This window comes from Pseudomonas sp. ML96, assembly GCF_000761545.1.
Lineage (GTDB): Bacteria > Pseudomonadota > Gammaproteobacteria > Pseudomonadales > Pseudomonadaceae > Aquipseudomonas.
Map to the genome: position 1 here is coordinate 332,413 of NZ_JPMY01000010.1, position 24,948 is coordinate 357,360.

Consider the following 24,948-nt stretch of genomic DNA (forward strand, 5'->3'; position numbering starts at 1 on the left):
TCTCTTAGGCCTGTGCTGCCTCACCCACCACGCTATCGAACAACTCCTCAAGGGAATTGAGCGGATGGATATTCAGCAGAACTCCTTGCATGGCCTCGATCTGCGCCAGCACCTCAGGTAATGCGGGGCGAGGCAGGAGGCCCTTCCAGACCTGCCCGGCATCGCGCTCGAAGCCCGGCAACCCAGCGTCACCCAGATAGCGAATCACCATATCGCCCTGACTCGCCAAGAGCTCGGCAACGCCTTGCTGCGCCCGCACCTTGCCTCGATCGATCATCACGAAATAGTCCGCCAGACGCTCCACGTCATGCAGGATATGCGTACAGAAGAACAGCGTCCCCCCTGCCAAACGATACTCCTGCATCAGGTCAGCCACCTGGCGGCGTCCTACCGGGTCCAGACCTGACATAGGCTCGTCGAGCACCAACAACTTGGGCTCAATGGCAAAGGCATGAGCCAACGCCGTACGCTGTGTCATACCCTTGGACAAGTTGCGAATACGCTTGTCGGCTGCGTAGGCAATGCCCAGCTTCTCGAGCCAAAGCTCCGTGCGCCGCACGTTCTCGACACCGCGAACGCCATGCAAGCGCAAACCGCTGCTAACCACCTCGCGCGGAGTTAGCTGCTCGTACAGATAAGGATTTTCCGGCACATACCCTACCCCCAGCCGCGAGGAAGAATCATCTGCCGGCAACCCCATCAAGCGCGCATCGCCCGAGTCGGCACGCAAAGCACCAAACAGAATTTTGATAGTGGTGCTCTTGCCAGCCCCGTTCTGCCCGATAAAGCCAACCGACTGCCCCAGCTCCACAGAGAAGCTCACATCATCGAGCGCCTTGATAGCCTTGCCCTTGAGCTTGAAGGCCTTGTGTAACCCAGTAACTTCGATCGCCTTCATTTCACATTCCGCTGAACTACATGATCGGCCAGCTGCGGCTGACCCTGTTGGTCTAAGCCATAACCAATTTGCAGAGGGTCCTGCGGTAACTGCTCTAGCCCGGCATAGCCAAGGAGCTGCTTCAGACCCTGCGCAACCCTACCATTGCGAGATCGATACTCAGCGGCAGCGTCACGCAACGCTGCCAAACCAGCGAGGCGCTGCATACGCGCCTGCAACAGGGCACGGAAATTTTCATCGCTACTCTGATCATGCATAGCCTGCAGGATACCCATCGCATCTCGCGGATCGTCACCCCGCTCATACCAAGCCGCCGCCATGCTGCGCAGGGCTGCCGCATTACGCGGATGGCGCTGAGCTGCCACCTCAGCCCAATGTCCAGCGCGGGCCATATCGCGCTCGAAATACATGGCATTGAAGGCGTAGTAAAAGGCCGGCCACATGTCCCAATCACGGGAGTTGGCCGCATTCAGCAGTACGAACTGCCCGGCTTCGACCTGGCCATTCCAAGGCAGAATCGCCGCGCCGACGTAGTAGTTGTCCTCGTGCCAGGGATTGAAGCGCGCCGCATCCACCTGCAATTGCCCCTGAATTCGATAGGTCTCACCCTCGGTCACCTTCGCGTCCACCATCAGGCTGCGAAATACGTTAGTGTTGGCTGCCAGGAAGGGATCACCACCCGAATATGCCAGCTGCACTAGCAGCGGCAGACGGACTCTGAGCAATTCGCTCTGCACTTCCAGCCGCTGACTTTCACGCTGAACATACCCAGCCCCGGCAAACACTCCCCACGCTAAGACCACGCACAACAAGCCACGCCAAAGACTCATGTGAAATTGCGCCGCTGAAAGATCAGACTGGCCAGCCCAAGCATGATTCCCGCAAACCCCAGAGCATTGACTACCGCCAGCCCTAGGCCAGCCCATGGTACCGGCAGGTCATACAGCGCCAGTGGGCGCCAGTCTAGTCGAGACAGATCGGGCAACCAGACGTAGGAGTATTCCAACACTGGCCCAAACAGCGAGGCATGCAGCGGATCGGAGCGCGCGCCATGCAGCGCCCCGATCGCCGGCCCCAAGCCACGAGCCGCCAGGCCGAAGGCAAAGCCCAGCAGTAATGGCAGGAAGGGTGTAGTCGATAGACTGGCCAGAAACAGCGCGAAACTGCAAATCACCAACGCATCCAGCCAGATGGAAAGCATGACTAACAGGTACTTACCACCGAGATTCACCGGCCGCAGCTGCTCGTACTCCACCTCACGCTGAAGTGACAGCCACAACAAACCACCGATCACCAGCAGGGCCAGCAGGGCCAGCAGGGCCACTGTGACAAAACGCGACAACAGGTATTGCCAGCGGGTAATGGGGTAGGCAAGCACGAAGTAGACTGTCTTACGCTCGATGTCACGAGCAAACATATCCTGCACCCAGAGCAGAACCAGAATCAGCATGGCAAAGCGCAGACCACTGAGTCCCACATCCAAGGCCACGGTAGTGGGCTGCCGGCCCGAAAAGCCCGCCGCCAGCAGACTGACCACCAGCACCAAACTGGCCACCATCAGCAAGACTCGCAGACCAACCCCACGAATGCCTGCCTTGACCCCCAGCCGCACCAGCTCACTCATCACAACGCCCTGCATTAATCCAAGACAAAAAAAGACAGGCCGCTTGGGCCTGTCTTTTGAGACACTAACGCTCGATTAGCGATTGCAACCGTTAGCTTTAGTCACATCCAGGGTACCGGTAACCGCCAGGGCAGCCGCCTTACCTGCTTTATCCAGAGCACCGCACTGGCTGATGCTGCCGCCCAGCGAGGTACCAGTGTATACGCCGTAGCCTTTATTGTTACCTACAACCACACCGAATACGGTCGGGTTATCGACGACGCCGACCGCATTGTTGGCGGAAATCACGAAATCAAATTCGTTCTTAACAAAACCACCGCGGTTGGCAACCGGCAGCAAGGTACCGATAGAAGGAATATTCGCAACTGCAGCAGCGGCAATAATGCTGTTGTAGCCGTTATTCAGCTGAATATCACCCAAGTCTTTAGAGTTTTCAGTAGTGGCAAAAGCACCCGAAGAAGCCACAACACTCAGCGCAGCCAGAGAAGAAATCAGAATCTTTTTCATATCAATATCCTCAGGCTTAGTTAGATTGAGCGATAGCGCCGGTCATGATGTTACGGGCATCGGACTGAGCCGATTTGTCATAGCCCTTTGCCTGGTATTCCTGGAACTGCGGAATGGCAACGGCAGCGAGGATACCGATGATCGCAACCACGATCATCAGCTCGATGAGGGTAAAGCCCTTCTGAACTTTCTTCGACATTTCGACGGTCTCCTAGTGACTGCTTTAACGGAGCCTACTGCCCCGCTTATGAATGACCGATACAAAGTGCATGCCAACTTCTCGAAGTCCACGTCCAGCAGGCTTCCCCTACCTCCCCCTTCGCCAGCACATCCACATTCGGCCCATAACTGACAATTAGCGTCACACGCGTCCCCTTAAGTGGCAGCCCTTCTCCTTCTCGGTTATAAATTTGGTCATTTGCCACCAAGCCAGTATCCCATGACCAATACTCCCGTTTTGACAGGCCTAGCCAGGCAACTTGTACTCGCCGAGCTGCTAGACGAGGCCACCGCCAGCCGTGCGGCACAACAGGCGCAGCGCAACCAGATCCCTCTGGTCAGCTATCTGGTGCAAAACAAGCTGGTCAGCGGCAAGGCCCTCGCCAGTCAGGCAGCAGAGCAGTTTGGCGTCCCCTATTTTGACCTTGGATCACTGGACAAGGAACAGCAACCCAGGGATTTGATCAGCGAGAAGCTAGCGCGACAACACCGAGCCATTCCTCTCTGGCGGCGCGGCAACAAGCTTTACATTGGTATGTCGGACCCCACGCTGCAGCAGGCTGTGACCGACATTCAATTCAGCACCGGTCTAAATACCGAACTGGTGTTGGTCGAGGATGACCGCCTGGACGCCGCCATCGATCGCTACTTTGAAAGCGACAACAAAGCCATGGAGGGGCTTGGCGATATCGACCTTGAGGACGGACTCGAGATCGAAAGCGGCACCAACGATCAGGACGATAGCCCAACCATGGATGCGGATGACGCCCCCGTGGTGAAGTTCGTTAACAAGATGCTTCTAGACGCCATCAAAGGCGGCTCATCGGACCTGCACTTCGAACCTTACGAAAAACTCTACCGAGTTCGCTTCCGCACCGACGGCGTCCTTCATGAGGTCGCCAAGCCCCCGATCCAGCTAGCCTCACGCATCTCGGCACGCCTAAAAGTAATGGCAAGCATGGATATTTCCGAGAGAAGAAAACCGCAGGACGGGCGCATCAAGATGCGCATCTCGAAGACCAAATCCATCGACTTTCGTGTCAATACCTGCCCCACGCTATGGGGTGAGAAGATCGTGATGCGGATCCTCGACCCCACAAGTGCGCAGATGGGCATCGACGCGCTGGGTTACGAAGAAAACCAGCGCCAGCTTTATATGGACGCCCTGGCAAAACCGCAGGGCATGATTCTGGTGACCGGCCCAACCGGCTCCGGCAAAACCGTATCGCTTTATACCGGCCTGAACATCCTCAACACGGTAGACGTGAATATTTCTACTGCGGAAGACCCCGTGGAAATCAACCTGGAGGGTATCAACCAGGTCAACGTCAACCCCAAGCAAGGCATGGACTTCGCCCAAGCGCTACGCGCATTCCTCCGCCAGGACCCGGACGTGATCATGGTCGGCGAGATTCGCGACCTCGAGACCGCATCCATCGCTGTCAAAGCCGCGCAGACGGGCCACATGGTGATGTCTACGCTGCACACCAACAGCGCTTCGGAAACCCTGACACGCTTACGCAACATGGGCGTCCCCTCGTTCAACATTGCGACATCCGTGAACCTGATCATCGCGCAGCGCCTGGCACGCAAGCTCTGCAGCAGCTGCAAGAAAGAAGTAACGGTCCCCCCCGAAACCCAGGCCGCCGAAGGCTTCCCCGCCGACAAGGTGGGCACCCTCAAGCTCTTCGGCCCAGTTGGTTGCGAGCACTGTAAAGGCGGTTACAAAGGGCGCGTGGGGATTTATGAAGTAGTTAAAATCACGCCCGCGCTGCAAAGAATTATCATGGAGGAAGGTAACTCCATCGATATTGCCGAGCAGATGCGCAAAGACGGCTTTAACGACCTGCGCACCTCCGGACTACTAAAGGCCATGAACGGCCTTACCAGTCTTGAGGAAATCAACCGCGTAACCAAGGATTAAAAAAATGGCGGAGAAAGCGCTCAAGACCACTACTTTCCAGTGGGAAGGTAAGGACAAGAGAGGCAACAAGCTCAAGGGCGAAGTGTCCAGTACAGCCATGCCTCTGGTGCGCGCGCAGCTACGCTCGCAGGGCATCATCGTCGACAAGGTTAAAAAGAAGCCGAAACCGCTCTTCGGCGGCGGAGGAAAAAAGATCAAGCCGATGGACATCGCCCTGTTCACCCGGCAAATGGCAACGATGCTGGGGGCAGGTGTTCCGCTACTGCAGTCCTTCGACATCATTTCCGAAGGTTGTGAAAACCCTAACGTCCGAACCCTCATCGAAAACGTGAAACAGGAAGTGGCTGCTGGTAACAGCCTGGCCAACTCCTTGCGTAAATTCCCGCTCTATTTCGATGATCTGTACTGCAACTTGGTCGATTCCGGTGAACAGTCCGGCGCCTTGGAGCAACTGCTCGACCGAGTAGCCACCTACAAAGAAAAGACAGAAGCACTTAAAGCAAAGATCAAAAAAGCAATGACCTACCCAATCTCGGTAGTCGTCGTTGCAGTGATCGTCACCGCAATCCTGCTCATCAAGGTCGTTCCGACCTTCCAGGGTGTATTTGCCGGCTTTGGTGCGGAATTACCCGCATTCACGATGATGGTGATTCACCTTTCCGAATTCATGCAGGAATGGTGGTTCCTGATTCTCATCGCAATCATTGGCTCTATTTTCGGATTCAAAGCCATACACCGGCGCAGCGAGAAATTCCGCGATGGGCTCGATCGGACGATGCTCAAGCTCCCCATCTTTGGCGGCATCCTCTACAAAGCGGTGGTCGCACGCTTCGGCCGCACCCTGGCAACCACCTTCGCAGCAGGCGTGCCGCTGGTTGACGCCTTGGACTCGGTCGCAGGGGCCACGGGCAACGTGGTTTTCCGCAATGCAGTGCAGAAGATCAAGCAGGATGTTTCGACAGGTATGCAATTGAACTTCTCAATGCGCACTACCGGCGTTTTCCCTGCCATGGCCATTCAGATGACTGCCATCGGTGAAGAGTCCGGCGCCCTGGATGAAATGCTCGACAAGGTTGCCTCTTACTATGAGGCCGAGGTCGACAATGCCGTGGACAACCTCACCACACTCCTTGAGCCATTGATCATGGCTGTCCTGGGCATACTCGTTGGCGGCCTCATTATCGCAATGTACCTGCCGATCTTCAGCCTCGGCGGCGTTATTGGATAATGACCCTAGTTGAATTCATGGCCGGCAATTTGCCGGCCTTTGTTTTGTGTTCTGCCGTGCTAGGCATGCTCATCGGCAGCTTCCTCAACGTAGTCATCTATCGCCTCCCGGTGATGATGCAGCGCGATTGGCGGCAACAGGCTCGGGAGATTCTCGAACTGCCAGAGGAGCCCAACCAGGGCACCTTCAATCTGGTGCTGCCGAACTCTTGCTGCCCCAACTGCGGCCATCAGATTCGTCCCTGGGAGAACATCCCGGTAGTCAGCTACCTGTTCTTGCGAGGCAAATGCGCCAGTTGCAAGACTCCGATCAGTAAGCGCTATCCGCTGATCGAACTAGCCTGCGGTCTGCTCTCCGGCTATGTGGCATACCACTTCGGCTTTGGCTGGCAGGCAGCCGGTGTGCTGGTGCTGACATGGGGTCTGCTGGCGATGAGCATGATCGACTGCGATCACCAGCTGCTGCCGGACGCTCTGGTGCTGCCGCTGCTCTGGCTCGGCCTGATCGTCAACCAGTTCGGCCTGTTCGCCAGCCTGGAAGATGCCCTGTGGGGTGCGATTGCCGGCTATCTGAGTCTGTGGTCGGTGTACTGGCTGTTCAAGCTGCTGACCGGCAAGGAAGGCATGGGCTATGGCGACTTCAAGCTGCTGGCCATGCTCGGCGCCTGGGGTGGCTGGCAGATCCTGCCACTGACCATCCTGCTGTCGTCGCTGGTCGGCGCAGTGCTTGGCGTCATCATGCTGCGCCTGCGTAACCAGGAAACCAGCACGCCCATCCCCTTCGGTCCGTACCTGGCCATTGCCGGCTGGATTGCATTGCTCTGGGGTGATCAAATAACCGGGACCTATCTGCAGTTCGCCGGTTTTAGATGAGCAAACCCTGGATTCTCGGCCTCGCCGGAGGCATAGGCAGCGGCAAGAGTGCCGCTGCCCAGCATTTCATTGATCTCGGCGTGCATCTGGTAGATGCCGATCATGCCGCCCGCTGGGTAGTCGAGCCTGGGCGCCCTGCCCTGGCGAAGATCGCCGAGCGCTTCGGCGATCAGATCCTGATGACCGATGGCAGCCTGAACCGCGCCGCCCTGCGCCAGCAGGTATTCCAAGACGAAGCCCAGCGCCGCTGGCTGGAAGGCCTGCTGCATCCGCTAATCTTCCAGGAGATCAACCAGCACCTGGCCCGCGCCGAATCGCCCTACTCCATTCTGGTCTCGCCACTGCTGATCGAGTCCGGCCAGCACAAGATGACCCAACGCGTACTGGTGGTGGATGCTCCCGAGCAGCTGCAACTCGAGCGCAGCATGAGCCGTGATGGCGCCAGCGAGGAACAGATCCGCGCCATCCTCAAGGCACAGAGCAGCCGCGATGAACGCCTGCGCCACGCCAACGATGTACTGGTCAACGACCGCGACCTGGCCTGGCTACACAGCGAGGTCGAGCGCCTGCACCACTTCTACCTGACCCTGAACGGAGGCCAAGCATGAGCAGCACCGTCGAATGCCCGACCTGCGGCGCCCCCGTCGAATGGGGCCCGCAGAGCTCCAATCGGCCCTTCTGTAGCGAGCGCTGCAAACTGATCGACCTCGGCGCCTGGGCCTCCGAAGCCCACGCCATTCCCGGCGACTCGCTGGAAGATTCGCCCTTCTCCGAAGACCTGCCGCCCCGCGAGCACTGAGTCAGGGGCGCATGAAGGCGTAGTCGCGTTCCGGGTCCAGGTTGTCGGCGAGAAATTGCAGCTCCTGGGCCAAGTCGGCCACTTCGCGCTCCAGTCGATTCAGCTCCACCGCCTCACTAAGCAGCGCCCGCAGACTGAGCAGCGGATCGAAGCCCTGCTCCTGCGCCCGCCCGAGGCTAGCCTCCAGTTCCTGCCGCGCCCACTGATGTACGCCCATGCTGATGCCCTCCTGAATTTGCTCCAGCATGAGCGCTGCCCGCCATGAATTCTTGACCTGGATCAGCTGCAGCCGCGGGATAGATGGCGCTTATGGGCGCCCATCGGTGTCGCTGTCCTTCCACGGTGCCGACAGGTAGCGCGTGCGATTGAAGGTCTCCAGCCAGTCCGGATAGAACACCACCAGGCCGGTGACCAGCATGCCGTTGATGAAAGCCTCGGGGAACATCACCAGCCACAGGTAGCCGACGAAGTCGTCCAGCCACGGCGGCATCACGTACAGGCCGTCATGCCAGAGCAGCGCCAGCCCGCCAAGGAGGCAGACCAGTGCGGTCAGCGCGGCCGGGAAGAAGCCGCAGCAGAAGATGTAGACGAACAGGTTACGCGGCTGGCGGCGCTCCACCTGCACGGCGAAGAACTCGGTGATCGCCACCGGCGTCACCACCAGCAGCAGGCCGTTGACGCCCAGCGCCGCCAGATCCAGGCGACCGAAGGCGAGCAGGCCGAGTTGCGCGGCGAAACCGCCGAGCAGTGCCAGCGGCCAGTCCAGCAGCAAGGTCACGGCAGTCATGCCGATGAAGTGGAAGGATAGGCCCGAGGCGAAATCGCGCCGCACCAGCCATAGCAGGAACAACGCGAGCACGGTACCGAACAGCAAGTGCTGGCGGCGCTGGTCGCTGAACAGCTCGACCCAGGGCGTGCGCCAGACTGCCCACAGAAGAATCGCGGTATAGAGCATCCAGCCCAACCAATGGCTGAGCGGCAACAACAGCTCGGCGGCGATCACCGCGCCAGCCCATCCAGCGCCGCGCGCAAGTCATCGGTCTGGGTGAAACGGCGCAGCTCGAGCAAACGACCAGCATCCAGCTGCAGCCAGAGCAGCTCGGCCTTGGCGCCCGGGTAGCGCGATGCGACACGCCCCGTGCGGTCGAGCATCACGCGATAGTTGTAATCACGCATCGCCGGAATGGCAAACAGACTGGCGATCGGCGCCGGCATCGCACTGATATCGGCGAGAAACACCACACGATGCTGCTCCAGATAGCCCGGCTCGCGACCGCTCAGCGCCTGCTGCACCAGCTCGGCAGCCTCCATGCCACGCGCCACCAGCAGCACCTGCAACTGGTCATCGAGGGTATAGGCCTGGTCATGCTGATCCAGCAGCGTCCAGGGTGCCAGCCGCTCACCAGGCTCCAGCGCCATGGCGGCGCCCAACCAGCCGCACAGCAGAGGCAGCAGCCACCAGCGCAGTTGCTTCATGCTCATTCACTCCTCGTGGAAAACACGGCGATATCCTCGCGCTCGCCCCAACCCGCCTGGGCGAGCCAGAACGCCAGCGCCTCGGGCGCATCGCGCAGCACGAAGACATGCGATTTGTGCACCCCAAGATCCGCCAAGCGGGCCAACGCCTCATCCAGCAACGCACGGGCCAGGCTGCGGCCACGCCAGGACTCATCGACCAACAGATGCTGCAGATAGCCACGGCGGCCATCATGGCCCACCAGCAGACAGGCAACCGCAGCACCTTCGTCTTCGACCAGCAAGCTCAGCCCCGGGTTGCGCGCCAGATAACGACAGAACGGCGCGTACTCATCCTCGGCGCGCAGCTGGATGCCCGGCGTGCGCTGCCACAGCGCGAACAGGGCAGCATGATCGTCAGGGGTGATGGCGCGGATCTGCATGGAGGCTCCTCGGCAAGCCGGCGCAGTTTACACCGGCCGGTCGGCTGCGGCTTTTACGCTATGCTGCGGCCATGGACGACTCCGACTACCTGCGCCTGCTCACACGCCAGGCGGAACAGGCCAACGATTTCCTCTCCAACGCGCGCAAATGGGAGCGCGAGCGCTGGGTCTGCCAGCGTCTGCTGGCGGCGCTCAACCTGCGCCATCGCCAGGAAGAATTCAGCCCCGGCCAGGAGCCGCCGGACGTGCTGTTCCGCGACGCCAACTTCGAGGTGTTCTTCGTCCTCGACAAGGGCCGCCGCCTCAACGATGAATGGAAGGAAGAATTGCAGCGCAGGCGCAGCGCCCTCTCCCTCAGCCAGTTGCTGCGCCGCGAGACGCGCCCGCGACGCATTCCTGCCGTGGAGCTGCAGGCACGCTTGGCGCCCACCCTGCGCAAGAAGGCGCACAACTACCGCGAGCGTGACCTCGATCTGAGCGAGTTGGACCTGCTCGCCTATGTCAGCCTCAAGCGCGATGTGCTGGATCTCAACAGCCCGTTTCCACCGCCCAGCGAGTACCTGCGCCAGGGCTGGCGCTCGCTGTCGCTGGTCGGCCCCAACTACGCGCGGGTGCTGTTCGCCCACCGCGACGCGCCGGACTTCCTGCGCCACAACCTGGGCCGCACCGTGCTGTTCGATGTCGGTATCGCCCTGTGACTCCTCTGCCAGAACTGATCGCCCACGTGCCGCAACGCGGACGCGTGCGCTGGCTCGGCGTGCGCCCACTGGCGCGCGAAGCGATGCTCGAGCTGCAGGCCGTGGAGGCCAGGCGAGAGGCCGGGCTGACCGGTGACCACGCCCGCCCCGGGCCACGCAATGCCCGCCAGGTGACGCTGATTCAGTGGGAACACCTGGCCGTGATCCGCGCTCTGATCGGTCGAGAGCTGAGCCCGGCCGACCTGCGCCGTAATATTGCGGTCAGCGACATCAACCTGTTCAGCCTCAAGGGCCGGCGCTTTCGTATCGGCCAGGCGCTGCTGGAAACCACCGGCTGGTGCCAGCCCTGCGCCCGCCTGGAGGAGCGCCTCGGCCCCGGCACCTTCCAGGCCGTGCGTGGCCACGGCGGCATCACCGCACGAGTGATCGAGGGCGGCGTGATTCGCCTGGACGACGAAGTACGCGTTGAGCAGGCCTGACCGCCAAGTCTAGAATGAAGGCATTCATCGAGAGGACCACCATGTCCAGCCGTCTCAGCCCGGAAGACCAGCAACGCGTCGAGCAGTACCTCAGCGCTCCGCAGCATCAGGTGGAGCGCAAGCCGTTCCGCCCCTGGCGTCTTCTATTGATGGTCGTCGCCGTGACTATCGGGCTCGGCCTGCTCTCCCGCCTACTCGCCGGACTGGTGCTATGAGCTGCCTCGCGCTCGCCCAGCCGGGCCTACCGATTTCCTTAAGCCTTGTGAGATATCCCCATGACTCATCGCATCGTGATCGTCGGCGGCGGCGCCGGCGGCTTGGAGCTTGCTACCCGCCTGGGTAGAACCCTGGGCAAGCGCAAGCAGGCCAGCATCGTGCTGGTCGACGCCAACCTCACCCACATCTGGAAACCTCTGCTGCACGAAGTCGCTGCCGGCTCGCTGAACTCCTCCGAGGACGAGCTGAACTATGTGGCCCAGGGCAAATGGAACCATTTCGAGTTCCAGCTCGGGCGCATGAGTGGCCTCGATCGTTCGCGCAAGATGATTCGCCTGGCGGCCACCCTCGATGAAGATGGCGGCGAGCTGTTGCCCGAGCGCGAGCTGGCCTACGACAGCCTGGTGATCGCCGTCGGCAGCACCACCAACGACTTCGGCACCACCGGCGCCGCCGAGCACTGCATCTTCCTCGACACCCGCGAGCAGGCCGAACGCTTCCACCGGCAGATGCTCAGCCACTATCTGCGCGCGCATGCCGGTAAGAATGACGACGGCCGCATCAGCGTGGCCATAGTCGGCGCGGGCGCCACCGGCGTGGAGCTGGCCGCCGAACTGCACCATGCTGCCCACGAGCTGGCCGCCTACGGCCTGGATCGCATCCAGCCGCAGAACATGCGCATCACCCTGATCGAGGCGGGCCCGCGCGTACTGCCGGCGCTGCCGGAGCGCATCAGCGGCCCGGTACACAAGACCCTGGAGAAGCTTGGCGTGACCGTGCTCACCGGCACCGCAGTCAGCCAGGTGACCGCCGAGGCCCTGCATACCGCCCAGGGCATGGAAGTGCCTGCCGGGCTCAAGGTGTGGGCCGCAGGCATTCGCGCACCGGCGTTCCTCAAGGACCTGGATGGCCTGGAGAGCAACCGCATCAACCAGCTGCAGGTGCGACCGACGCTACAGACCACGCTGGACGACAACATCTTCGCCTTCGGCGACTGCGCCGCCTGCCCGCTCGGCGACGGCAGCGAGCGCACCGTGCCGCCGCGCGCCCAGGCCGCGCACCAGCAGGCCTCGCTGCTGGCCAAGTCGCTCAAGCTGCGCCTGAGCGGCCAGGCGCTGCCGGAGTTCCAGTACCGCGACTACGGCTCGCTGATCTCGCTGTCGCGTTTCTCGGCGGTCGGCAACCTGATGGGCAACCTGATGGGCAGCGTCAAACTGGAGGGCTGGCTGGCGCGGATGTTCTACGTCTCGCTGTATCGCATGCACCAGATGGCGCTGTATGGCGTGCTGCGCACCGCCCTGCTGATGCTCGGCGACCGCATCGGCCGCAGCACCGAGCCACGCCTGAAGTTGCACTAAGCGTACGAGGGGCGGTTCGCCGCCCCTTCCTGCACAGCCGGGACCTTTCTCGCAGACAACAAAAAGCCCGCACTAGGCGGGCTTCTCGTTTAAATGATGGTGGGTCGTGTAGGATTCGAACCTACGACCAATTGGTTAAAAGCCAACTGCTCTACCGACTGAGCTAACGACCCAAATGGTCGGGGTAGGGGGATTCGAACTCCCGACATCTTGCTCCCAAAGCAAGCGCGCTACCGGACTGCGCTATACCCCGATTGGAATTTGGCTCCGCGACCTGGACTCGAACCAGGGACCCAATGATTAACAGTCATTTGCTCTACCGACTGAGCTATCGCGGAACTACTAACTCCAACCTCTTCTACGGTTGGCTTTCGCCGTTTCCCGTATCAGAGGCGCGCCATTTTACGTAGCCGAACATTTATGTCAACCCTGGCAACGACTTATTTGATTCACGCCTTGCCACGGCAGCCTGCAACGCGAGAAACGGCTAGGATATTGCGTATCCAGTTTGACACGGCGGCAGCCCTCCGCCACCAGGACTACTCCGCATGAGTTCACAGGACGCGCCACCACCTCCCTCCCAACCGGGCGTCGCCAACCGCGCCATCCAGCCGCGCTTCGGCGCACTGGTACAAGACTGTCGCAAGCTGGTGATGAACAACCTCGCCGAGCACCTGGCCGGGCTGTTCGCCCAGGTCGACGACACGCTCTTCGAAGGTGCGGAAAAAGCCGAGAACAACAAGGTCCAGACCCTGTTCTTCGACGCCATGCGCGATCTGCGCAAACTGCGCCCACAGATCGAGCGCAGCTATCACCAGCGCATCGCGCAGAACTTCTCCGACTTCCTCGAAGGCAAGCTCAAGGCTCGCCCCCAGGTCAGCGAGGCCGATACCGAGAGCCTGGCCCTGGTACATAACGACGAATATGAAGAAAGCCTGCAGATCACCAATATGGTCAGCAAGGTCAGGGCGCGCAGCGCACGCACCCTGTTCGCCCTGGAGCAGCGCCTGGCCCTGCTCAACAACGGCCAGAAGCTGGTCGAGGACACCAACCCCTTCGGCCCCCAGGCGCTGGCCGAGGCCTTCCGCGAGGCGCTGACACCACATCCATTGCCGCTGCGGATCAAGGTGATCCTCTACATGCTGTTCGACCGGCATGTGATGCAGGGCCTGGACACCCTCTACGAGATGCTCAACCAGCGCCTGATCAACGCCGGCATCCTGCCCAACCTCAAATTCACCGCGCAGCGCACGGCCACCGCCACTGCACCGTCGAAACCAGCAGAGCCTACGCCGACTACGGCAGCTCAGCCAGGTACCAGCGCCTCACCGGCAACCTCTAATAACAGCACGACAACCGGCAGCGCCCAGCCGGCATATGCCCCGGCGCCAGTGATCCAGGCCCCGGCCGATCTCGGCGCCCCGCCGCCGCTGGACCCCGGCCAGTTGCTCGGCGGCCTGGCCGCCCTGCTCGGCGAGCGCCGCCAGCAGGATCTGGACGCCCCGCTGCCCGGCGGCGCCCGCAGCATCGCCAGCTTCGCCCCGCGCACGGCCACCAGCACCTATAGTGCCGGCGAGTTGCTGGAGGCACTGACCCGCCTGCAACAGCAGTCCGCCAGCACCCTGGCCCAGCGCCTGCAAGGGCCGCAGCCGGTGGAAGAACTCAAGGTCAGCCTGCAGCAGCAACTGGATTCCCATAGCAGCCTGCCCGGCCAGCAGAAGCTGGCCGACCAGGAAGCCGACGTGATCGACCTGGTCGGCATGCTGTTCGATTTCATCCTCGATGACGACAACCTGCCACACACCTGCAAGACCGCCCTCTCCCACCTGCACACGCCTTATTTGAAGGTGGCGCTGCAGGACAAGGCGCTGTTCACCCAGCACCACCACCCGGCGCGCCGCCTGCTCAACAGCATGGCGCAGGCCGGCGTGCTCTACGGTGGCGAGGGCGACGAGCGCGGCCTGGTGGCGAAGATCCACTGGGTCGTGGAGCGGGTGATCCACGGCTTCAGCGGCGACCTGCAGCTGTTCGACAACCTGCTCGAAGAGTTCAACGAGTACGTCGCCACCCTGCGGCATAAGGTCGAGCTGCGCGAGAAGCGCGCGGTGGAAGCGGCCAAGGGCCGTGATCGTCTGCTCGGCGCGCGTCAGCAGGCGGTCGACGTGATCCAGGGCGTGCTACGCGACCGCCAGTTGCCCAGCGTGATCCACAACTTCCTCGAACTGACCTGGGCCGACGTGCTGGTCTTCATCCTGCTGCGCCATGGCGAGCGCAGCCCCGAATGGCAGCGCGCCGGCGAGGTCGCCGAGCAACTGGCCTGGAGCGGTTCGCCACTGGATGCCGAGGGCCGCACGCGCCTGCAGAGCCTGCGCGTGCCGCTGCTCGACGAGCTGCGCAAGGGCCTGGAGCTGCTCGGCGGCTACCACGAGGACGGCATTCGCCGCCTGCTGCAGGACATCGTCGCCTGCCAGCACGCCGTGCAGAACCAGCAGCCGCAGCTGGCCGCGCAGATCAAGACCCAACTGCAGGAAAGCCCGCTGGGCGCCATGCTAGGCGAGGACGCGGCGCTAGCCCAGCCAGTCAAGGCCAATACGCCACCGCCATCAGCGCGTGCTCAGGCGCTGATCAAGGAGCTACAGCAGCTGGAGTTCGGCACCTGGTTCGAGTTCGTGCAGGGCAGCAGCAGTGTCATGCTCAAGCTGTCCTGGTTCAGCCCGACCACCCACAACTACATGTTCGTCGATCACAGCGGCCAGCGCGTGGCGGTCAAGCCGATCCGCCAGCTGGCCAACGAAATGGAACAGGGCCTGGCGCGCATTGTCACACCAGAGCGCAATGCGCCCCTGGTGGATCGCGCCCTGGGCGCCATTTACCGGGTCTTGCAGCGCTTCACTGGGCGCGCCACCGAAGTCGGACAAGGAGCTTGAATGGACGACCGTCGCCAGCACAGCCGCCACACCACGCAACTGGGCATTGATGTACTCGACCTGCATAGCGGGCGCCGCCTCGGTCGCGTGGTCGACCTCTCGGAAGAGGGTTTCATGCTGATCAGTGACCTGCCCCCCGAGGCCGATTCGGTCTGGGAGTGCCGCCTGGTCCTGGACCAGCCACTGAATGACATCCACGAAATCCGCGTCGGCGCCGACTGCCTGTGGAGCCGCCCTGGCGAGGCCGGGCACAGCGGCTGGTGCGGCTTCCAGATCATTGACCTGGCCGAAGACCAGGTCGCCCCGCTCGCCCTGCTGCTGCGCCAGCTGGAAGCCTGAAAACAAAAAGCCCCGGCAAATGCCGGGGCTTTTTTCGTCCACCACCTTAGCCTCAGGCGAAGACGATCTCCTCGCCTTCGACACGCGCCTGGATGGCCATGCCAGGCAGGAAGGTACCCGCGAGGATCTGCTGCGCCAGCGGGTTCTCGATCCAGCGCTGGATCGCACGCTTGAGCGGCCGCGCGCCGTATACCGGGTCGAAGCCAACCGCCACCAGCTTGTCCAGCGCCTCGGGCGACAGCTCCAGGCTCAAATCGCGCTCGGCCAGACGCTGACGCAGGCGTGCCAGTTGGATCTCGGCGATGCCGGCGATCTGCTCGCGACCCAGCGGCTCGAACACCACCACCTCGTCGATACGGTTGATGAACTCGGGGCGGAAGTGGCTGCTCACCGCATCCATCACCGCCGCGCGCTGCGCCTCGCGGTCGCCGACCAGCTCCTGGATCTGCGCCGAACCGAGGTTGGAGGTCATCGCCACCACCGCGTTGCGGAAGTCCACGGTGCGCCCCTGGCTATCGGTCAGGCGGCCATCTTCCAGCACCTGCAGCAGCACGTTGAACACGTCCGGGTGGGCTTTCTCCACCTCATCCAGCAACACCACCGAGTAGGGTTTGCGGCGGATCGCCTCGGTCAGGTAACCGCCCTCTTCGTAGCCGACATAGCCTGGCGGAGCGCCGATCAGGCGGGCCACCGAGTGCTTCTCCATGAACTCGGACATGTCGATGCGCACCATGGCGTCTTCGGTATCGAAGAGGAACTCAGCCAGCGCCTTGCACAGCTCGGTCTTGCCCACCCCGGTCGGGCCGAGGAAGAGGAACGAGCCACTGGGGCGATTCGGATCGGCCAGGCCGGCGCGCGAACGACGCACGGCATTGGCCACCGCCACCACCGCCTCGTGCTGGCCGATGACGCGCTTGTGCAGCTCGTCTTCCATGCGCAGCAGCTTGTCGCGCTCGCCCTCGAGCATCTTGGCCACCGGAATGCCGGTCCACTTGGAGACCACCTCGGCGATTTCCTCGTCGGTCACCTTGTTGCGCAGCAGCTGGTTCTCGCTCTTGCCGTGCTGGTCGACCATCTGCAGGCTGCGCTCCAGGTCCGGGATCACCCCGTACTGCAGCTCGGCCATGCGTTGCAGATCGCTCTTGCGCCGCGCCGCCTCGAGGTCGACCTTGGCCTGCTCGATCTTCTGCTGGATCTGCGCCGAGCCTTGCACCTCGGCCTTCTCCGACTTCCAGATGTCCTCCAGATCGGCGTATTCCAGCTCCAGCTTGGCGATGTCGTCCTCGAGCTTCTCCAGACGCTTGCGGGTTGCCTCGTCGTCTTCTTTCTTCAGCGCCTCGCGCTCGATCTTCAGCTGGATCAGGCGGCGATCCAGGCGATCCAGTTCCTCCGGCTTGGAGTCGATCTCCATGCGGATGCGGCTGCCAGCCTCGTCGACCAGATCGATGGCCTTGTCCGGCAGCTGGCGATCGGTGATGTAGCGGTGCGACAACTTGGCGGCAGCGATGATCGCGCCGTCAGTGATGGTCACGCCGTGGTGCACCTCGTAGCGCTCCTTGAGGCCGCGCAGGATGGCGATGGTGTCCTCTTCGGACGGCTCGTCCACCAGCACCTTCTGGAAGCGGCGCTCCAGCGCGGCATCCTTCTCGATGAACTGGCGGTACTCATCCAGCGTGGTGGCGCCGACGCAGTGCAGCTCGCCGCGGGCCAGGGCCGGCTTGAGCATGTTGCCGGCGTCCATCGCGCCCTCAGCCTTGCCGGCACCGACCATGGTGTGCAGCTCGTCGATGAACAGGATGATGCGCCCTTCCTGCTTGCCCAGCTCGTTGAGCACCGCCTTCAGGCGCTCCTCGAACTCGCCGCGGAACTTGGCGCCGGCGATCAGCGAGCCCATGTCCAACGACAGCAGGCGCTTGTCCTTGAGCCCGTCCGGCACCTCGCCATTGACGATGCGCTGGGCCAGGCCTTCGGCGATCGCGGTCTTGCCGACGCCGGGCTCGCCGATCAGCACCGGGTTGTTCTTGGTGCGGCGCTGCAGGACCTGAATGGTGCGGCGGATCTCGTCGTCGCGGCCGATCACCGGGTCGAGCTTGCCGTCCTCGGCACGCTTGGTCAGGTCAACGCAGTACTTGTCGAGCGCCTGGCGCGACTCCTCGATGTTGGGGTCATTCACCGCCTGGCCGCCGCGCAGGTTGGCCACGGCGTTCTCCAGCGCTTTCTTCGAAACACCCTGACCGAGCAGCAGCTTGCCCAGGCGGGTGTTCTCGTCCATGGCGGCGAGCAGCACCAGCTCGCTGGAGATGAACTGATCGCCCTTTTGCTGGGCCAGGCGGTCGGCCTGGTTGAGCAGGCGCGCCAGGTCCTGCGATAGATTCACATCGCCGGTAGGGTTCTGCAGCTTGGGCAGCGCGTCCAGCTCCTTGGTCAGGGCCTGGCGCAGGCTGTTGATATCGAAGCCGACCTGCATCAGCAGCGGCTTGATCGAGCCGCCCTGCTGCTCCAGCAGGGCCTGCATCAGGTGCAGGGGCTCGATGGCGGAATGGTCCAGGCCCACCGCGACGGATTGGGCGTCGGACAGGGCAAGCTGGAGCTTGCTGGTCAAACGGTCGATTCGCATGAATATGTCCTTCCTTCTGAAAGCGGGCCGGAGCGCTGAACTGCTCCCGATAGTGAAGCCCGCAATTGCTTTCTAGATGCTCTCTAGATAAGGACAGTTTTCACCGATTCAAGCACCGGCGAATTGATGCTGGTCAGTCGACCAGCCAGACCAACGAGGCGAAACGGCCAGTGCGCGCGGCGCGGCGGTAGGAGAAGAAGCGCGGATCGGTGAAGGTATCCAGCCCACCGCCAGATACGGCGGTGACGCCGATGGCAGCCAAGCGAATGCGCGCCAGCGCATAGATGTCGGCCATGTACTTACCGGCGTTGCGGCTGGCGCGGAAGGCCGTCTCAGCCTGGGCATGCTGCGCCAGGAAGGCCTCGCGCACTTCGGGGCCGACCTCGAAAGAGTCCGGGCCGATGGCCGGGCCCAGCCAGACCAGCAGCTCGCCAGGCTCTACGCCCATGGCAGCCACCGTGTTCTCCAGCACGCCACCGACCAACCCGCGCCAACCGGCATGCGCCGCAGCTACGCGGGTGCCGGCGCGATCACAGAACAGCGCCGGCAGACAGTCGGCGGTCAGCACCGTGCAGGCGGTGCCGGGAGTGGCGCTCCAGCTGGCGTCGGCGGTCGGCACGGTAGCAGGGTCGGCCTCGACCGCATCCGGGCTGTGCACCTGCTTGAGCCAGGCCGGCTGACAGCCAAGGCTCTCGACCAGGCGCTGGCGATTGGCGGCAACGGCCGCCGGCGCGTCCTCGACATGGTCGCCGAGATTCAGGCCATCGAACGGCGTCGGGCTGATGCCACCGGCGCGGCTGGTGACACAGGCGCGGACATTGGCCGGCGCCGGCCAGTCCGGCAGCAGCCAGTCAGACGAAGGATTCATTGTCCTGGCGCAGCAGCGAGAGCATCCACACCAGATCTTCGGGCAACGGCGAGACCCACTTCATGCGCTGGCCAGTGGCCGGGTGCTCGAGCTCGAGGAAGCGCGCATGCAGGGCCTGACGCGGGAATTCCTTGAGGGTCTGCACCAGGGTCGGGCTGGCCGCTGGTGGAATGCGGAAGCGCCCGGCATACAGCGGGTCGCCCACCAGCGGGTAGCCGGCATGGGTCATGTGCACGCGAATTTGGTGGGTACGGCCGGTCTCCAGCTTGACCCGCACGTGGGTGTGCGAGCGGAAGCGCTCCAGCACCCGGTAGTGGGTCACGGCCGGCTTGCCGCCGTCGATCACCGCCATGCGCTGGCGGTTGGCCGAGCTGCGGCCGATCGGTGCGTCGATGGTGGCGCCGGAGGTGATCACGCCGATGCAGATGCATTCATAGATGCGGCTGACGGTGCGTTTCTGCAGCTGGTCGACCAGCTTGGTCTGCGCCTGCAGGGTCTTGGCCACCACCATCAGGCCGGTGGTGTCCTTGTCCAGGCGATGGACGATACCGGCGCGCGGCACGTTGACGATATCCGGCACGTGATGCAGCAAGGCGTTGAGCAGGGTGCCATCGGCATGCCCGGCCGCCGGGTGCACGACCAGCCCGGCGGGCTTGTCGATCACCAGGATGTGCTCGTCCTCATAGACGATGTTCAGCGGGATGTCCTGCGCCACCCACTCGCCCTGTGCCTCCTGCTCGGCCTCCAGGCTGAGCACGGCGCCACTGTGGACGATGTCGCGCGGACGAATCACGGCGCCATCGACGGTCAGGCGGCCGTCCTTGATCCAGGCGGACAGGCGCGAGCGCGAGTACTCGTCGAACAGCTGGGCGGCGACCTGGTCGAGGCGCTGGCCACCGAGGTCGGAAGGCACTTCGGCGGTGAGTTGGATGAGCTGATCGGAATCTTCGGACATGGGCTGCTGCGGAGGGCGGTGCGGCTTTTGGTTTCGGCGGCACGCTGTGGTTAAATACGGCGTCTTTGTCCCGGCCTTTTTCCGGGGCGCTCATCATAACAGGACGGCCGAGGCCTAGACAGCCGCCGTCACAGGGACGCAAGCCACCATGCAAGTGAAACACCTGCTGCTGATCGCCACCCTCGCCTTCGTTGCCGCATGCTCCTCCAACAAGCCGGAAGTGGATGAGAACCTGAGCGAGACCGAGCTCTACCAGCAGGCCCAGGAAGACCTCAACAACAACAGCTACACCAACGCTGTAGCCAAGCTGAAGGCCCTGGAGTCGCGCTATCCGTTCGGTCGCTATGCCGAGCAGGCCCAGCTCGAGCTGATCTACGCCTACTACAAGAACGTCGAGCCGGAGGCCGCCAAGTCCGCCGCCGAGCGCTTCATCCGCCTGCATCCGCAGCACGCCAACGTCGACTACGCCTACTACCTCAAGGGCCTGGCCGCGTTCGACCAGGACCGTGGTCTGATCGCCCGCTTCATCCCGCTGGACCTGACCAAGCGTGACCCGGGCGCCGCGCGCGACTCCTACAACGAGTTCGCCCAGCTCACCAGCCGCTACCCCAACAGCCGCTACTCGCCGGACGCCAAGGCGCGCATGATCTACCTGCGCAACCTGCTGGCCGCCTACGAGATCCACGCCGGCCAGTACTACCTGACCCGCCAGGCCTATGTCGCCGCCGCCAACCGTGGCCGCTACGTGGTGGAAAACTTCCAGGAGACCCCGTCTGTAGGTGACGGCCTGGCCCTGATGGTCGAGGCCTACCAGCGCCTGGAGCTGAACGACCTGGCCAGCACCAGCCTGGAAACCCTGAAACTGAACTACCCGGATCACCCGACCCTGGTCGACGGCCAGTTCGTGCCGCTCGAAGAAGAAGCCGACAACCGCTCCTGGCTGGCCAAGGCCACCCTCGGCCTGATCGAGTCCGACGCGCCGCTGCCGCCGGGCGAGACTCGCGCCAGCCAGGACGTGATCAAGCAGTACGAAGACGCCAAGGAACAGATTCCGGAAGAGCTGCTGCCGGAGAATCAGGAAGAAGCTCAGGAAGACCTGAGCAGCGAGGCCGAAGGCAACGCCGACGACCGCTCCTGGTTCAGCTACATGACCTTCGGCCTGTTCGACTGAGACAGTCCCGCGAGACAAGAAAGGGAGGCGCCAAGCCTCCCTTTTTCATTTCCGCATGGTCATGCCTAGAACCGACACTGGAAATACCGCACAGGATGGCAGCCAACGGCTGCGCCCGGCCCGCCTCTTTGGCTAAACTGCCCGCCTGCCAACAAGAAGAGCACATCATGTTCCGTCTGCTGTTCTGGATCGCCCTGATCGCCGCCGCCGTCTGGCTATGGCGCCGCTTCAACCGCCCCGCCCGCCCCACGCCGAGCGCGACGCAGGAGCACGAGGCCGCCCCGATGGTGCGCTGCGCTCAATGCGGCGTGCACGTACCGCAGGACAAGGCGCTGCCACAGGGCGCGCAGTGGTATTGCAGCCAGGCGCATCTGGACCAGCACCAGCAGTGAACGCCGAGCAGCTGTCCCTGCACGAGGTGCCCGGCCGCCGCATCATGCGCCTGTACCACCTGTACCGGGTGACCGTCGGCCTGGCACTGGTGGTGCTGATCTCCAGCCAGCTGGACAAGGAACTGCTCGAGTTGGCCCATGCCCCGCTGTTCCGTTACGGCAGCTGGGCCTACCTGATCCTGAACATCCTGGTCGCCGTGCTGATGCAGCGGCCACGCCACCTGGCCCAGGTGTTCACCCTAGCCCTGATCGACGTGCTGCTGCTCTGCGCCCTGTTCTATGCGGCTGGTGGCACGCCCAGCGGCATCGGCAACCTGCTGGTCATCGCGGTGGCCATCGCCAACATGCTACTGCGCGGGCGCATCGGTCTGCTGATTGCCGCCGTCGCCGCCATCGGCATGCTGGTGCTGACTTTTTATCTAGGATTGCAGCGCCCCTCTGCCGCGCAGTTCGTCCAGGCCGGCGCGCTAGGCGCGCTGTGCTTTGCAGCCGCACTCTTCCTGCAGGGTCTGACCAAGCGCCTGCAACAGAGTGAGAGCCTGGCCGAGCAGCGCGCAGTCGACGTCGCCAGCCTGGAGGCGCTCAACTCGCTGATCCTGCAGCGCATGCGCACTGGCATCCTGGTGCTGGACAAGCAGCAGAAGGTGCTCCTGGCCAACCAGGGCGCCCTCGGCATGCTCGGTCGCAATAAGCTGGAGAACAAGCTGCTAACCCCAAACTGCCCGGAGCTGGTCCAGCGACTGCAGCAGTGGCAACACAACCCCACCCTGCGCCCACAAAGCCTGCAGGCGATACCCGACGGCCCGCTGCTGCAACCAAGCTTCATCCCCCTGCAGCGCGGCGAAGAGCGCCACACCCTGGTGTTCCTTGACGACATCTCGCAGATCACCCAGCAAGCCCAGCAGCTGAAGCTGGCCTCTCTAGGCCGCCTGACCGCCGGCATCGCCCACGAGATTCGCAACCCGCTGGGCGCGATCAGCCACGCCGCGCAGCTGTTGCAGGAGTCCGAAGATCTGGAGGAGCCAGACCGCCGTCTGGCGCAGATCATCCAGGACCACTCGCGACGCATGAACATGGTGATCGAGAACGTGCTGCAGCTGTCGCGTCGCCGTCAGGCCGAGCCACAGCTGCTCGATCTGCGTTACTGGCTGCACCGCTTCGCCAGCGAGTTCCGCAACTCGGCGCGCCTGGACCAGAGCCTGCACCTGGAAACCGTCAGCGGCAGCCTGCAGACCCGCATGGACCCACACCAGCTGACGCAGGTGCTGACCAACCTGGTACAGAACGGCCTGCGCTACAGTGCTCAGGTACACCAGTTGGGACAGGTCTGGCTGCGACTCTACCGCGACGCAGAGAGCGACCTGCCGGTGCTCGAGATACTCGACGACGGCCCCGGCGTGCCAGCCGAGCAGCTCCAGCACATCTTCGAGCCCTTCTACACCACGGATAACAAGGGCACCGGCCTGGGCCTGTATATTTCCCGCGAGCTGTGCGAAAGCAACCAGGCTCGCCTCGACTACAAACCGCGCGAGGGCGGTGGCAGCTGCTTCCGCATCACCTTCGCCCACCCACGCAAGCTGAGCTGAATCATGAGCACCCGGCAGAGAGCCCTGATCGTCGACGACGAACCCGACATCCGCGAACTCCTCGAGATCACCCTGGGGCGCATGAAGCTCGATACGCGCAGCGCACGCAACGTCAAGGAAGCCCGCGAGTGGCTGGCCCGCGAACCCTTCGACCTGTGCCTCACCGACATGCGCCTGCCCGATGGCACCGGCCTCGATCTGGTGCAGCACATCCAGCAGCGCCACGCCCAGGTGCCGGTGGCCATGATCACCGCCTACGGCAGCCTGGACACCGCAATTAATGCACTGAAAGCAGGCGCCTTCGACTTCCTGACCAAGCCGGTCGACCTCGGCCGCCTGCGTGAACTGGTCGCCACCGCCTTGCGCCTGCGTAGCGGTGAGGCCGAAGAAGGCCCGGTAGACACACGTCTGCTCGGTGATTCGCCACCGATGAAGTCCCTGCGCAACCAGATTCAGAAGCTCGCACGCAGCCAGGCCCCGGTCTATATCAGCGGCGAATCAGGCAGCGGCAAGGAACTGGTGGCCCGCCTGATCCACGAACAGGGGCCGCGCATCGAACGCCCCTTCGTGCCAGTGAACTGCGGCGCAATCCCATCCGAGCTGATGGAAAGCGAGTTCTTCGGCCACAAGAAGGGCAGCTTCACCGGTGCCATCGAGGACAAACAGGGGCTGTTCCAGGCCGCCAACGGCGGCACCCTGTTCCTCGACGAAGTGGCCGACCTGCCGCTAAGCATGCAGGTCAAGCTGCTGCGCGCCATCCAGGAAAAAGCCGTGCGCGCCGTCGGCGGCCAGCAGGAGGTGGTGGTGGACGTGCGCATCCTCTGCGCCACCCACAAGGACCTGGCCGCCGAAGTGACCGCCGGCCGCTTCCGCCAGGACCTGTTCTACCGCCTGAACGTCATTGAGCTGCGCGTACCGCCACTACGCGAGCGCCGCGAAGACATCCCGCTGCTGGCTGAGACCATGCTGCGCCGCCTGGCAGAAGGCAGCGGGCTGCCGGCAGCCCGACTGAGCAGCGAAGCGCTGGACAAGCTCAAGTGCTACCGCTTCCCGGGTAATGTGCGCGAGCTGGAGAACATGCTCGAGCGTGCCTACACCCTGTGCGAAAACGACCAGATCCAGGCCGCCGACCTGCGCCTGGCCGATGCCGCCCCTGCTGGAGAAACCGGTGAGGCCTCGCTGGCGCAGATCGACAACCTGGAGGACTACCTCGAGGAAATCGAACGCAAGCTGATCATGCAGGCATTGGAAGAAACGCGCTGGAACCGCACCGCGGCGGCTCAGCGCCTGGGCCTTACCTTCCGCTCCATGCGCTATCGCCTGAAAAAGCTGGGGATCGACTGAGCCCGAAGCGGAAACCGCCCGCCTCTGAC

The 24,948-nt window shown here is 63.0% G+C and carries 27 protein-coding genes and 3 tRNA genes; 15 read left to right on the forward strand and 15 right to left on the reverse strand.

What is annotated here, in order from left to right:
- Positions 1-4 precede the first annotated feature (4 nt).
- The 5 genes from IP89_RS08190 to IP89_RS23820 all read right to left on the reverse strand — a co-directional run bounded on the left by IP89_RS08190 (position 5) and on the right by IP89_RS23820 (position 3,228).
- The gene (locus tag IP89_RS08190; protein WP_043308885.1) at positions 5-898 is read right to left on the reverse strand and encodes an ABC transporter ATP-binding protein; all 894 of its coding nucleotides are present in this window, start codon (positions 896-898) and stop codon (positions 5-7) included.
- The gene (locus tag IP89_RS08195) at positions 895-1,728 is read right to left on the reverse strand and encodes a hypothetical protein (protein ID WP_043308886.1); all 834 of its coding nucleotides are present in this window, start codon (positions 1,726-1,728) and stop codon (positions 895-897) included. Before IP89_RS08195 ends, IP89_RS08190 begins: the two co-directional genes overlap by 4 nt.
- Positions 1,725-2,522, reverse strand: coding sequence for an ABC transporter permease (locus IP89_RS08200; RefSeq protein ID WP_177326850.1), 798 nt, complete (start codon positions 2,520-2,522; stop codon positions 1,725-1,727). The genes IP89_RS08195 and IP89_RS08200 overlap by 4 nt, the downstream gene beginning before the upstream one ends.
- Before the next feature lie 75 nt (positions 2,523-2,597).
- Positions 2,598-3,029 carry a hypothetical protein gene (locus tag IP89_RS23305; protein ID WP_156115004.1) on the reverse strand — a complete coding sequence of 144 codons (432 nt, stop codon included), beginning with the start codon at positions 3,027-3,029 and terminating at the stop codon, positions 2,598-2,600.
- A gap of 16 nt (positions 3,030-3,045) precedes the next feature.
- Positions 3,046-3,228 (reverse strand): type IV pilin protein, encoded by a 183-nt coding sequence (locus IP89_RS23820; RefSeq protein WP_043308889.1) that lies wholly within the window; start codon positions 3,226-3,228, stop codon positions 3,046-3,048.
- Between the two features lie 240 nt (positions 3,229-3,468).
- Between IP89_RS23820 and pilB the strand changes: the two genes are divergently transcribed.
- The 5 genes from pilB to yacG are packed head-to-tail and all read left to right on the forward strand — an operon-like array spanning position 3,469 to position 8,071.
- Entirely contained in the window at positions 3,469-5,172 is a 1,704-nt protein-coding gene (gene pilB / locus IP89_RS08215) for a type IV-A pilus assembly ATPase PilB (protein ID WP_043308890.1), read from the forward strand.
- 4 nt (positions 5,173-5,176) lie between these two features.
- Positions 5,177-6,400: a type II secretion system F family protein gene (locus IP89_RS08220; RefSeq protein WP_043308891.1), complete on the forward strand. Its 1,224-nt coding sequence runs from the start codon at positions 5,177-5,179 to the stop codon at positions 6,398-6,400.
- Complete coding sequence (locus IP89_RS08225; RefSeq protein ID WP_156115005.1) at positions 6,400-7,272, forward strand: A24 family peptidase; 873 nt, start codon at positions 6,400-6,402, stop codon at positions 7,270-7,272. The genes IP89_RS08220 and IP89_RS08225 overlap by 1 nt, the downstream gene beginning before the upstream one ends.
- Positions 7,269-7,880 carry a dephospho-CoA kinase gene (gene coaE / locus IP89_RS08230; RefSeq protein WP_043308892.1) on the forward strand — a complete coding sequence of 204 codons (612 nt, stop codon included), beginning with the start codon at positions 7,269-7,271 and terminating at the stop codon, positions 7,878-7,880. The genes IP89_RS08225 and coaE overlap by 4 nt, the downstream gene beginning before the upstream one ends.
- Positions 7,877-8,071, forward strand: coding sequence for a DNA gyrase inhibitor YacG (gene yacG, locus IP89_RS08235; RefSeq protein ID WP_043308893.1), 195 nt, complete (start codon positions 7,877-7,879; stop codon positions 8,069-8,071). Before coaE ends, yacG begins: the two co-directional genes overlap by 4 nt.
- Before the next feature lies 1 nt (position 8,072).
- Here yacG and IP89_RS08240 read toward each other — a convergent pair whose 3' ends face one another.
- The 4 genes from IP89_RS08240 to IP89_RS08255 all read right to left on the reverse strand — a co-directional run bounded on the left by IP89_RS08240 (position 8,073) and on the right by IP89_RS08255 (position 9,969).
- Positions 8,073-8,288, reverse strand: coding sequence for a hypothetical protein (locus IP89_RS08240; RefSeq protein ID WP_043309051.1), 216 nt, complete (start codon positions 8,286-8,288; stop codon positions 8,073-8,075).
- A gap of 90 nt (positions 8,289-8,378) precedes the next feature.
- A complete protein-coding gene (locus tag IP89_RS08245; RefSeq protein WP_043308894.1) occupies positions 8,379-9,074 on the reverse strand; it encodes an energy-coupling factor ABC transporter permease in 696 nt (231 codons plus the stop codon).
- Complete coding sequence (locus IP89_RS08250; protein ID WP_156115006.1) at positions 9,071-9,547, reverse strand: FAD/FMN-containing dehydrogenase; 477 nt, start codon at positions 9,545-9,547, stop codon at positions 9,071-9,073. Before IP89_RS08250 ends, IP89_RS08245 begins: the two co-directional genes overlap by 4 nt.
- Before the next feature lie 2 nt (positions 9,548-9,549).
- Complete coding sequence (locus tag IP89_RS08255) at positions 9,550-9,969, reverse strand: GNAT family N-acetyltransferase (RefSeq protein WP_043308895.1); 420 nt, start codon at positions 9,967-9,969, stop codon at positions 9,550-9,552.
- Positions 9,970-10,040: 71 nt separating this feature from the next.
- Between IP89_RS08255 and IP89_RS08260 the strand changes: the two genes are divergently transcribed.
- The 4 genes from IP89_RS08260 to IP89_RS08275 are packed head-to-tail and all read left to right on the forward strand — an operon-like array spanning position 10,041 to position 12,720.
- Positions 10,041-10,667, forward strand: a complete 627-nt coding sequence (locus IP89_RS08260; RefSeq protein ID WP_043308896.1) for a DUF1780 domain-containing protein — start codon at positions 10,041-10,043, stop codon at positions 10,665-10,667.
- Complete coding sequence (locus tag IP89_RS08265; RefSeq protein WP_043308897.1) at positions 10,664-11,146, forward strand: MOSC domain-containing protein; 483 nt, start codon at positions 10,664-10,666, stop codon at positions 11,144-11,146. The genes IP89_RS08260 and IP89_RS08265 overlap by 4 nt, the downstream gene beginning before the upstream one ends.
- A 41-nt stretch (positions 11,147-11,187) precedes the next feature.
- Complete coding sequence (locus IP89_RS08270) at positions 11,188-11,361, forward strand: DUF3094 domain-containing protein (RefSeq protein WP_043309055.1); 174 nt, start codon at positions 11,188-11,190, stop codon at positions 11,359-11,361.
- A gap of 60 nt (positions 11,362-11,421) precedes the next feature.
- Positions 11,422-12,720, forward strand: coding sequence for an NAD(P)/FAD-dependent oxidoreductase (locus IP89_RS08275; RefSeq protein WP_043308899.1), 1,299 nt, complete (start codon positions 11,422-11,424; stop codon positions 12,718-12,720).
- A gap of 97 nt (positions 12,721-12,817) precedes the next feature.
- Here the strand turns inward: IP89_RS08275 and IP89_RS08280 are convergent.
- The 3 genes from IP89_RS08280 to IP89_RS08290 form a co-directional block, all read right to left on the reverse strand.
- Positions 12,818-12,893 (reverse strand) — tRNA-Lys (locus IP89_RS08280).
- Between the two features lie 3 nt (positions 12,894-12,896).
- Positions 12,897-12,973 (reverse strand) — tRNA-Pro (locus IP89_RS08285).
- A gap of 9 nt (positions 12,974-12,982) precedes the next feature.
- Positions 12,983-13,058: transfer RNA gene (locus IP89_RS08290), tRNA-Asn, on the reverse strand.
- A 210-nt stretch (positions 13,059-13,268) separates the two neighbouring features.
- Here IP89_RS08290 and IP89_RS08295 point away from each other — a divergent pair.
- Positions 13,269-15,647, forward strand: coding sequence for a DUF1631 domain-containing protein (locus IP89_RS08295; protein ID WP_043308900.1), 2,379 nt, complete (start codon positions 13,269-13,271; stop codon positions 15,645-15,647).
- Positions 15,648-15,986, forward strand: coding sequence for a PilZ domain-containing protein (locus tag IP89_RS08300; RefSeq protein WP_043308901.1), 339 nt, complete (start codon positions 15,648-15,650; stop codon positions 15,984-15,986). It begins immediately after the preceding gene.
- A gap of 52 nt (positions 15,987-16,038) precedes the next feature.
- Here IP89_RS08300 and clpB read toward each other — a convergent pair whose 3' ends face one another.
- The 3 genes from clpB to rluD form a co-directional block, all read right to left on the reverse strand.
- Positions 16,039-18,603, reverse strand: a complete 2,565-nt coding sequence (clpB, locus tag IP89_RS08305) for an ATP-dependent chaperone ClpB (RefSeq protein WP_043308902.1) — start codon at positions 18,601-18,603, stop codon at positions 16,039-16,041.
- A gap of 133 nt (positions 18,604-18,736) precedes the next feature.
- Positions 18,737-19,471, reverse strand: coding sequence for a peptidoglycan editing factor PgeF (gene pgeF, locus IP89_RS08310; protein ID WP_043308903.1), 735 nt, complete (start codon positions 19,469-19,471; stop codon positions 18,737-18,739).
- Positions 19,455-20,426 (reverse strand): 23S rRNA pseudouridine(1911/1915/1917) synthase RluD, encoded by a 972-nt coding sequence (gene rluD / locus IP89_RS08315; protein WP_043308905.1) that lies wholly within the window; start codon positions 20,424-20,426, stop codon positions 19,455-19,457. Before rluD ends, pgeF begins: the two co-directional genes overlap by 17 nt.
- Before the next feature lie 148 nt (positions 20,427-20,574).
- On the opposite strand from rluD, the gene IP89_RS08320 reads away from it, so the two are divergent.
- From IP89_RS08320 to IP89_RS08335, 4 genes are all read left to right on the forward strand, one after another.
- On the forward strand, positions 20,575-21,597 hold the full coding sequence (locus IP89_RS08320; protein ID WP_043308906.1) for an outer membrane protein assembly factor BamD: 1,023 nt from the start codon (positions 20,575-20,577) through the stop codon (positions 21,595-21,597).
- A 167-nt stretch (positions 21,598-21,764) separates the two neighbouring features.
- A complete protein-coding gene (locus tag IP89_RS08325; protein WP_043308907.1) occupies positions 21,765-21,989 on the forward strand; it encodes a PP0621 family protein in 225 nt (74 codons plus the stop codon).
- 44 nt (positions 21,990-22,033) lie between these two features.
- A complete protein-coding gene (locus IP89_RS08330) occupies positions 22,034-23,575 on the forward strand; it encodes a PAS domain-containing sensor histidine kinase (protein WP_052081004.1) in 1,542 nt (513 codons plus the stop codon).
- Between the two features lie 3 nt (positions 23,576-23,578).
- Complete coding sequence (locus IP89_RS08335; RefSeq protein WP_043308908.1) at positions 23,579-24,919, forward strand: sigma-54 dependent transcriptional regulator; 1,341 nt, start codon at positions 23,579-23,581, stop codon at positions 24,917-24,919.
- The last annotated feature ends 29 nt before the right edge of the window (positions 24,920-24,948 follow it).

What these genes read in the sequence shown, in the direction of transcription:
- IP89_RS08190 (WP_043308885.1), bottom strand. Translation starts at nt 898, where the DNA reads ATGAAGGCGATCGAAGTTACTGGGTTACACAAGGCCTTCAAGCTCAAG.
- IP89_RS08195 (WP_043308886.1), bottom strand. Translation starts at nt 1,728, where the DNA reads ATGAGTCTTTGGCGTGGCTTGTTGTGCGTGGTCTTAGCGTGGGGAGTG.
- IP89_RS08200 (WP_177326850.1), bottom strand. Translation starts at nt 2,522, where the DNA reads ATGAGTGAGCTGGTGCGGCTGGGGGTCAAGGCAGGCATTCGTGGGGTT.
- IP89_RS23305 (WP_156115004.1), bottom strand. Translation starts at nt 3,029, where the DNA reads ATGAAAAAGATTCTGATTTCTTCTCTGGCTGCGCTGAGTGTTGTGGCT.
- IP89_RS23820 (WP_043308889.1), bottom strand. Translation starts at nt 3,228, where the DNA reads ATGTCGAAGAAAGTTCAGAAGGGCTTTACCCTCATCGAGCTGATGATC.
- pilB (WP_043308890.1), top strand. Translation starts at nt 3,469, where the DNA reads ATGACCAATACTCCCGTTTTGACAGGCCTAGCCAGGCAACTTGTACTC.
- IP89_RS08220 (WP_043308891.1), top strand. Translation starts at nt 5,177, where the DNA reads ATGGCGGAGAAAGCGCTCAAGACCACTACTTTCCAGTGGGAAGGTAAG.
- IP89_RS08225 (WP_156115005.1), top strand. Translation starts at nt 6,400, where the DNA reads ATGACCCTAGTTGAATTCATGGCCGGCAATTTGCCGGCCTTTGTTTTG.
- coaE (WP_043308892.1), top strand. Translation starts at nt 7,269, where the DNA reads ATGAGCAAACCCTGGATTCTCGGCCTCGCCGGAGGCATAGGCAGCGGC.
- yacG (WP_043308893.1), top strand. Translation starts at nt 7,877, where the DNA reads ATGAGCAGCACCGTCGAATGCCCGACCTGCGGCGCCCCCGTCGAATGG.
- IP89_RS08240 (WP_043309051.1), bottom strand. Translation starts at nt 8,288, where the DNA reads ATGGGCGTACATCAGTGGGCGCGGCAGGAACTGGAGGCTAGCCTCGGG.
- IP89_RS08250 (WP_156115006.1), bottom strand. Translation starts at nt 9,547, where the DNA reads ATGAAGCAACTGCGCTGGTGGCTGCTGCCTCTGCTGTGCGGCTGGTTG.
- IP89_RS08255 (WP_043308895.1), bottom strand. Translation starts at nt 9,969, where the DNA reads ATGCAGATCCGCGCCATCACCCCTGACGATCATGCTGCCCTGTTCGCG.
- IP89_RS08260 (WP_043308896.1), top strand. Translation starts at nt 10,041, where the DNA reads ATGGACGACTCCGACTACCTGCGCCTGCTCACACGCCAGGCGGAACAG.
- IP89_RS08270 (WP_043309055.1), top strand. Translation starts at nt 11,188, where the DNA reads ATGTCCAGCCGTCTCAGCCCGGAAGACCAGCAACGCGTCGAGCAGTAC.
- IP89_RS08275 (WP_043308899.1), top strand. Translation starts at nt 11,422, where the DNA reads ATGACTCATCGCATCGTGATCGTCGGCGGCGGCGCCGGCGGCTTGGAG.
- IP89_RS08295 (WP_043308900.1), top strand. Translation starts at nt 13,269, where the DNA reads ATGAGTTCACAGGACGCGCCACCACCTCCCTCCCAACCGGGCGTCGCC.
- IP89_RS08300 (WP_043308901.1), top strand. Translation starts at nt 15,648, where the DNA reads ATGGACGACCGTCGCCAGCACAGCCGCCACACCACGCAACTGGGCATT.
- clpB (WP_043308902.1), bottom strand. Translation starts at nt 18,603, where the DNA reads ATGCGAATCGACCGTTTGACCAGCAAGCTCCAGCTTGCCCTGTCCGAC.
- pgeF (WP_043308903.1), bottom strand. Translation starts at nt 19,471, where the DNA reads ATGAATCCTTCGTCTGACTGGCTGCTGCCGGACTGGCCGGCGCCGGCC.
- rluD (WP_043308905.1), bottom strand. Translation starts at nt 20,426, where the DNA reads ATGTCCGAAGATTCCGATCAGCTCATCCAACTCACCGCCGAAGTGCCT.
- IP89_RS08320 (WP_043308906.1), top strand. Translation starts at nt 20,575, where the DNA reads ATGCAAGTGAAACACCTGCTGCTGATCGCCACCCTCGCCTTCGTTGCC.
- IP89_RS08325 (WP_043308907.1), top strand. Translation starts at nt 21,765, where the DNA reads ATGTTCCGTCTGCTGTTCTGGATCGCCCTGATCGCCGCCGCCGTCTGG.
- IP89_RS08330 (WP_052081004.1), top strand. Translation starts at nt 22,034, where the DNA reads ATGCGCCTGTACCACCTGTACCGGGTGACCGTCGGCCTGGCACTGGTG.
- IP89_RS08335 (WP_043308908.1), top strand. Translation starts at nt 23,579, where the DNA reads ATGAGCACCCGGCAGAGAGCCCTGATCGTCGACGACGAACCCGACATC.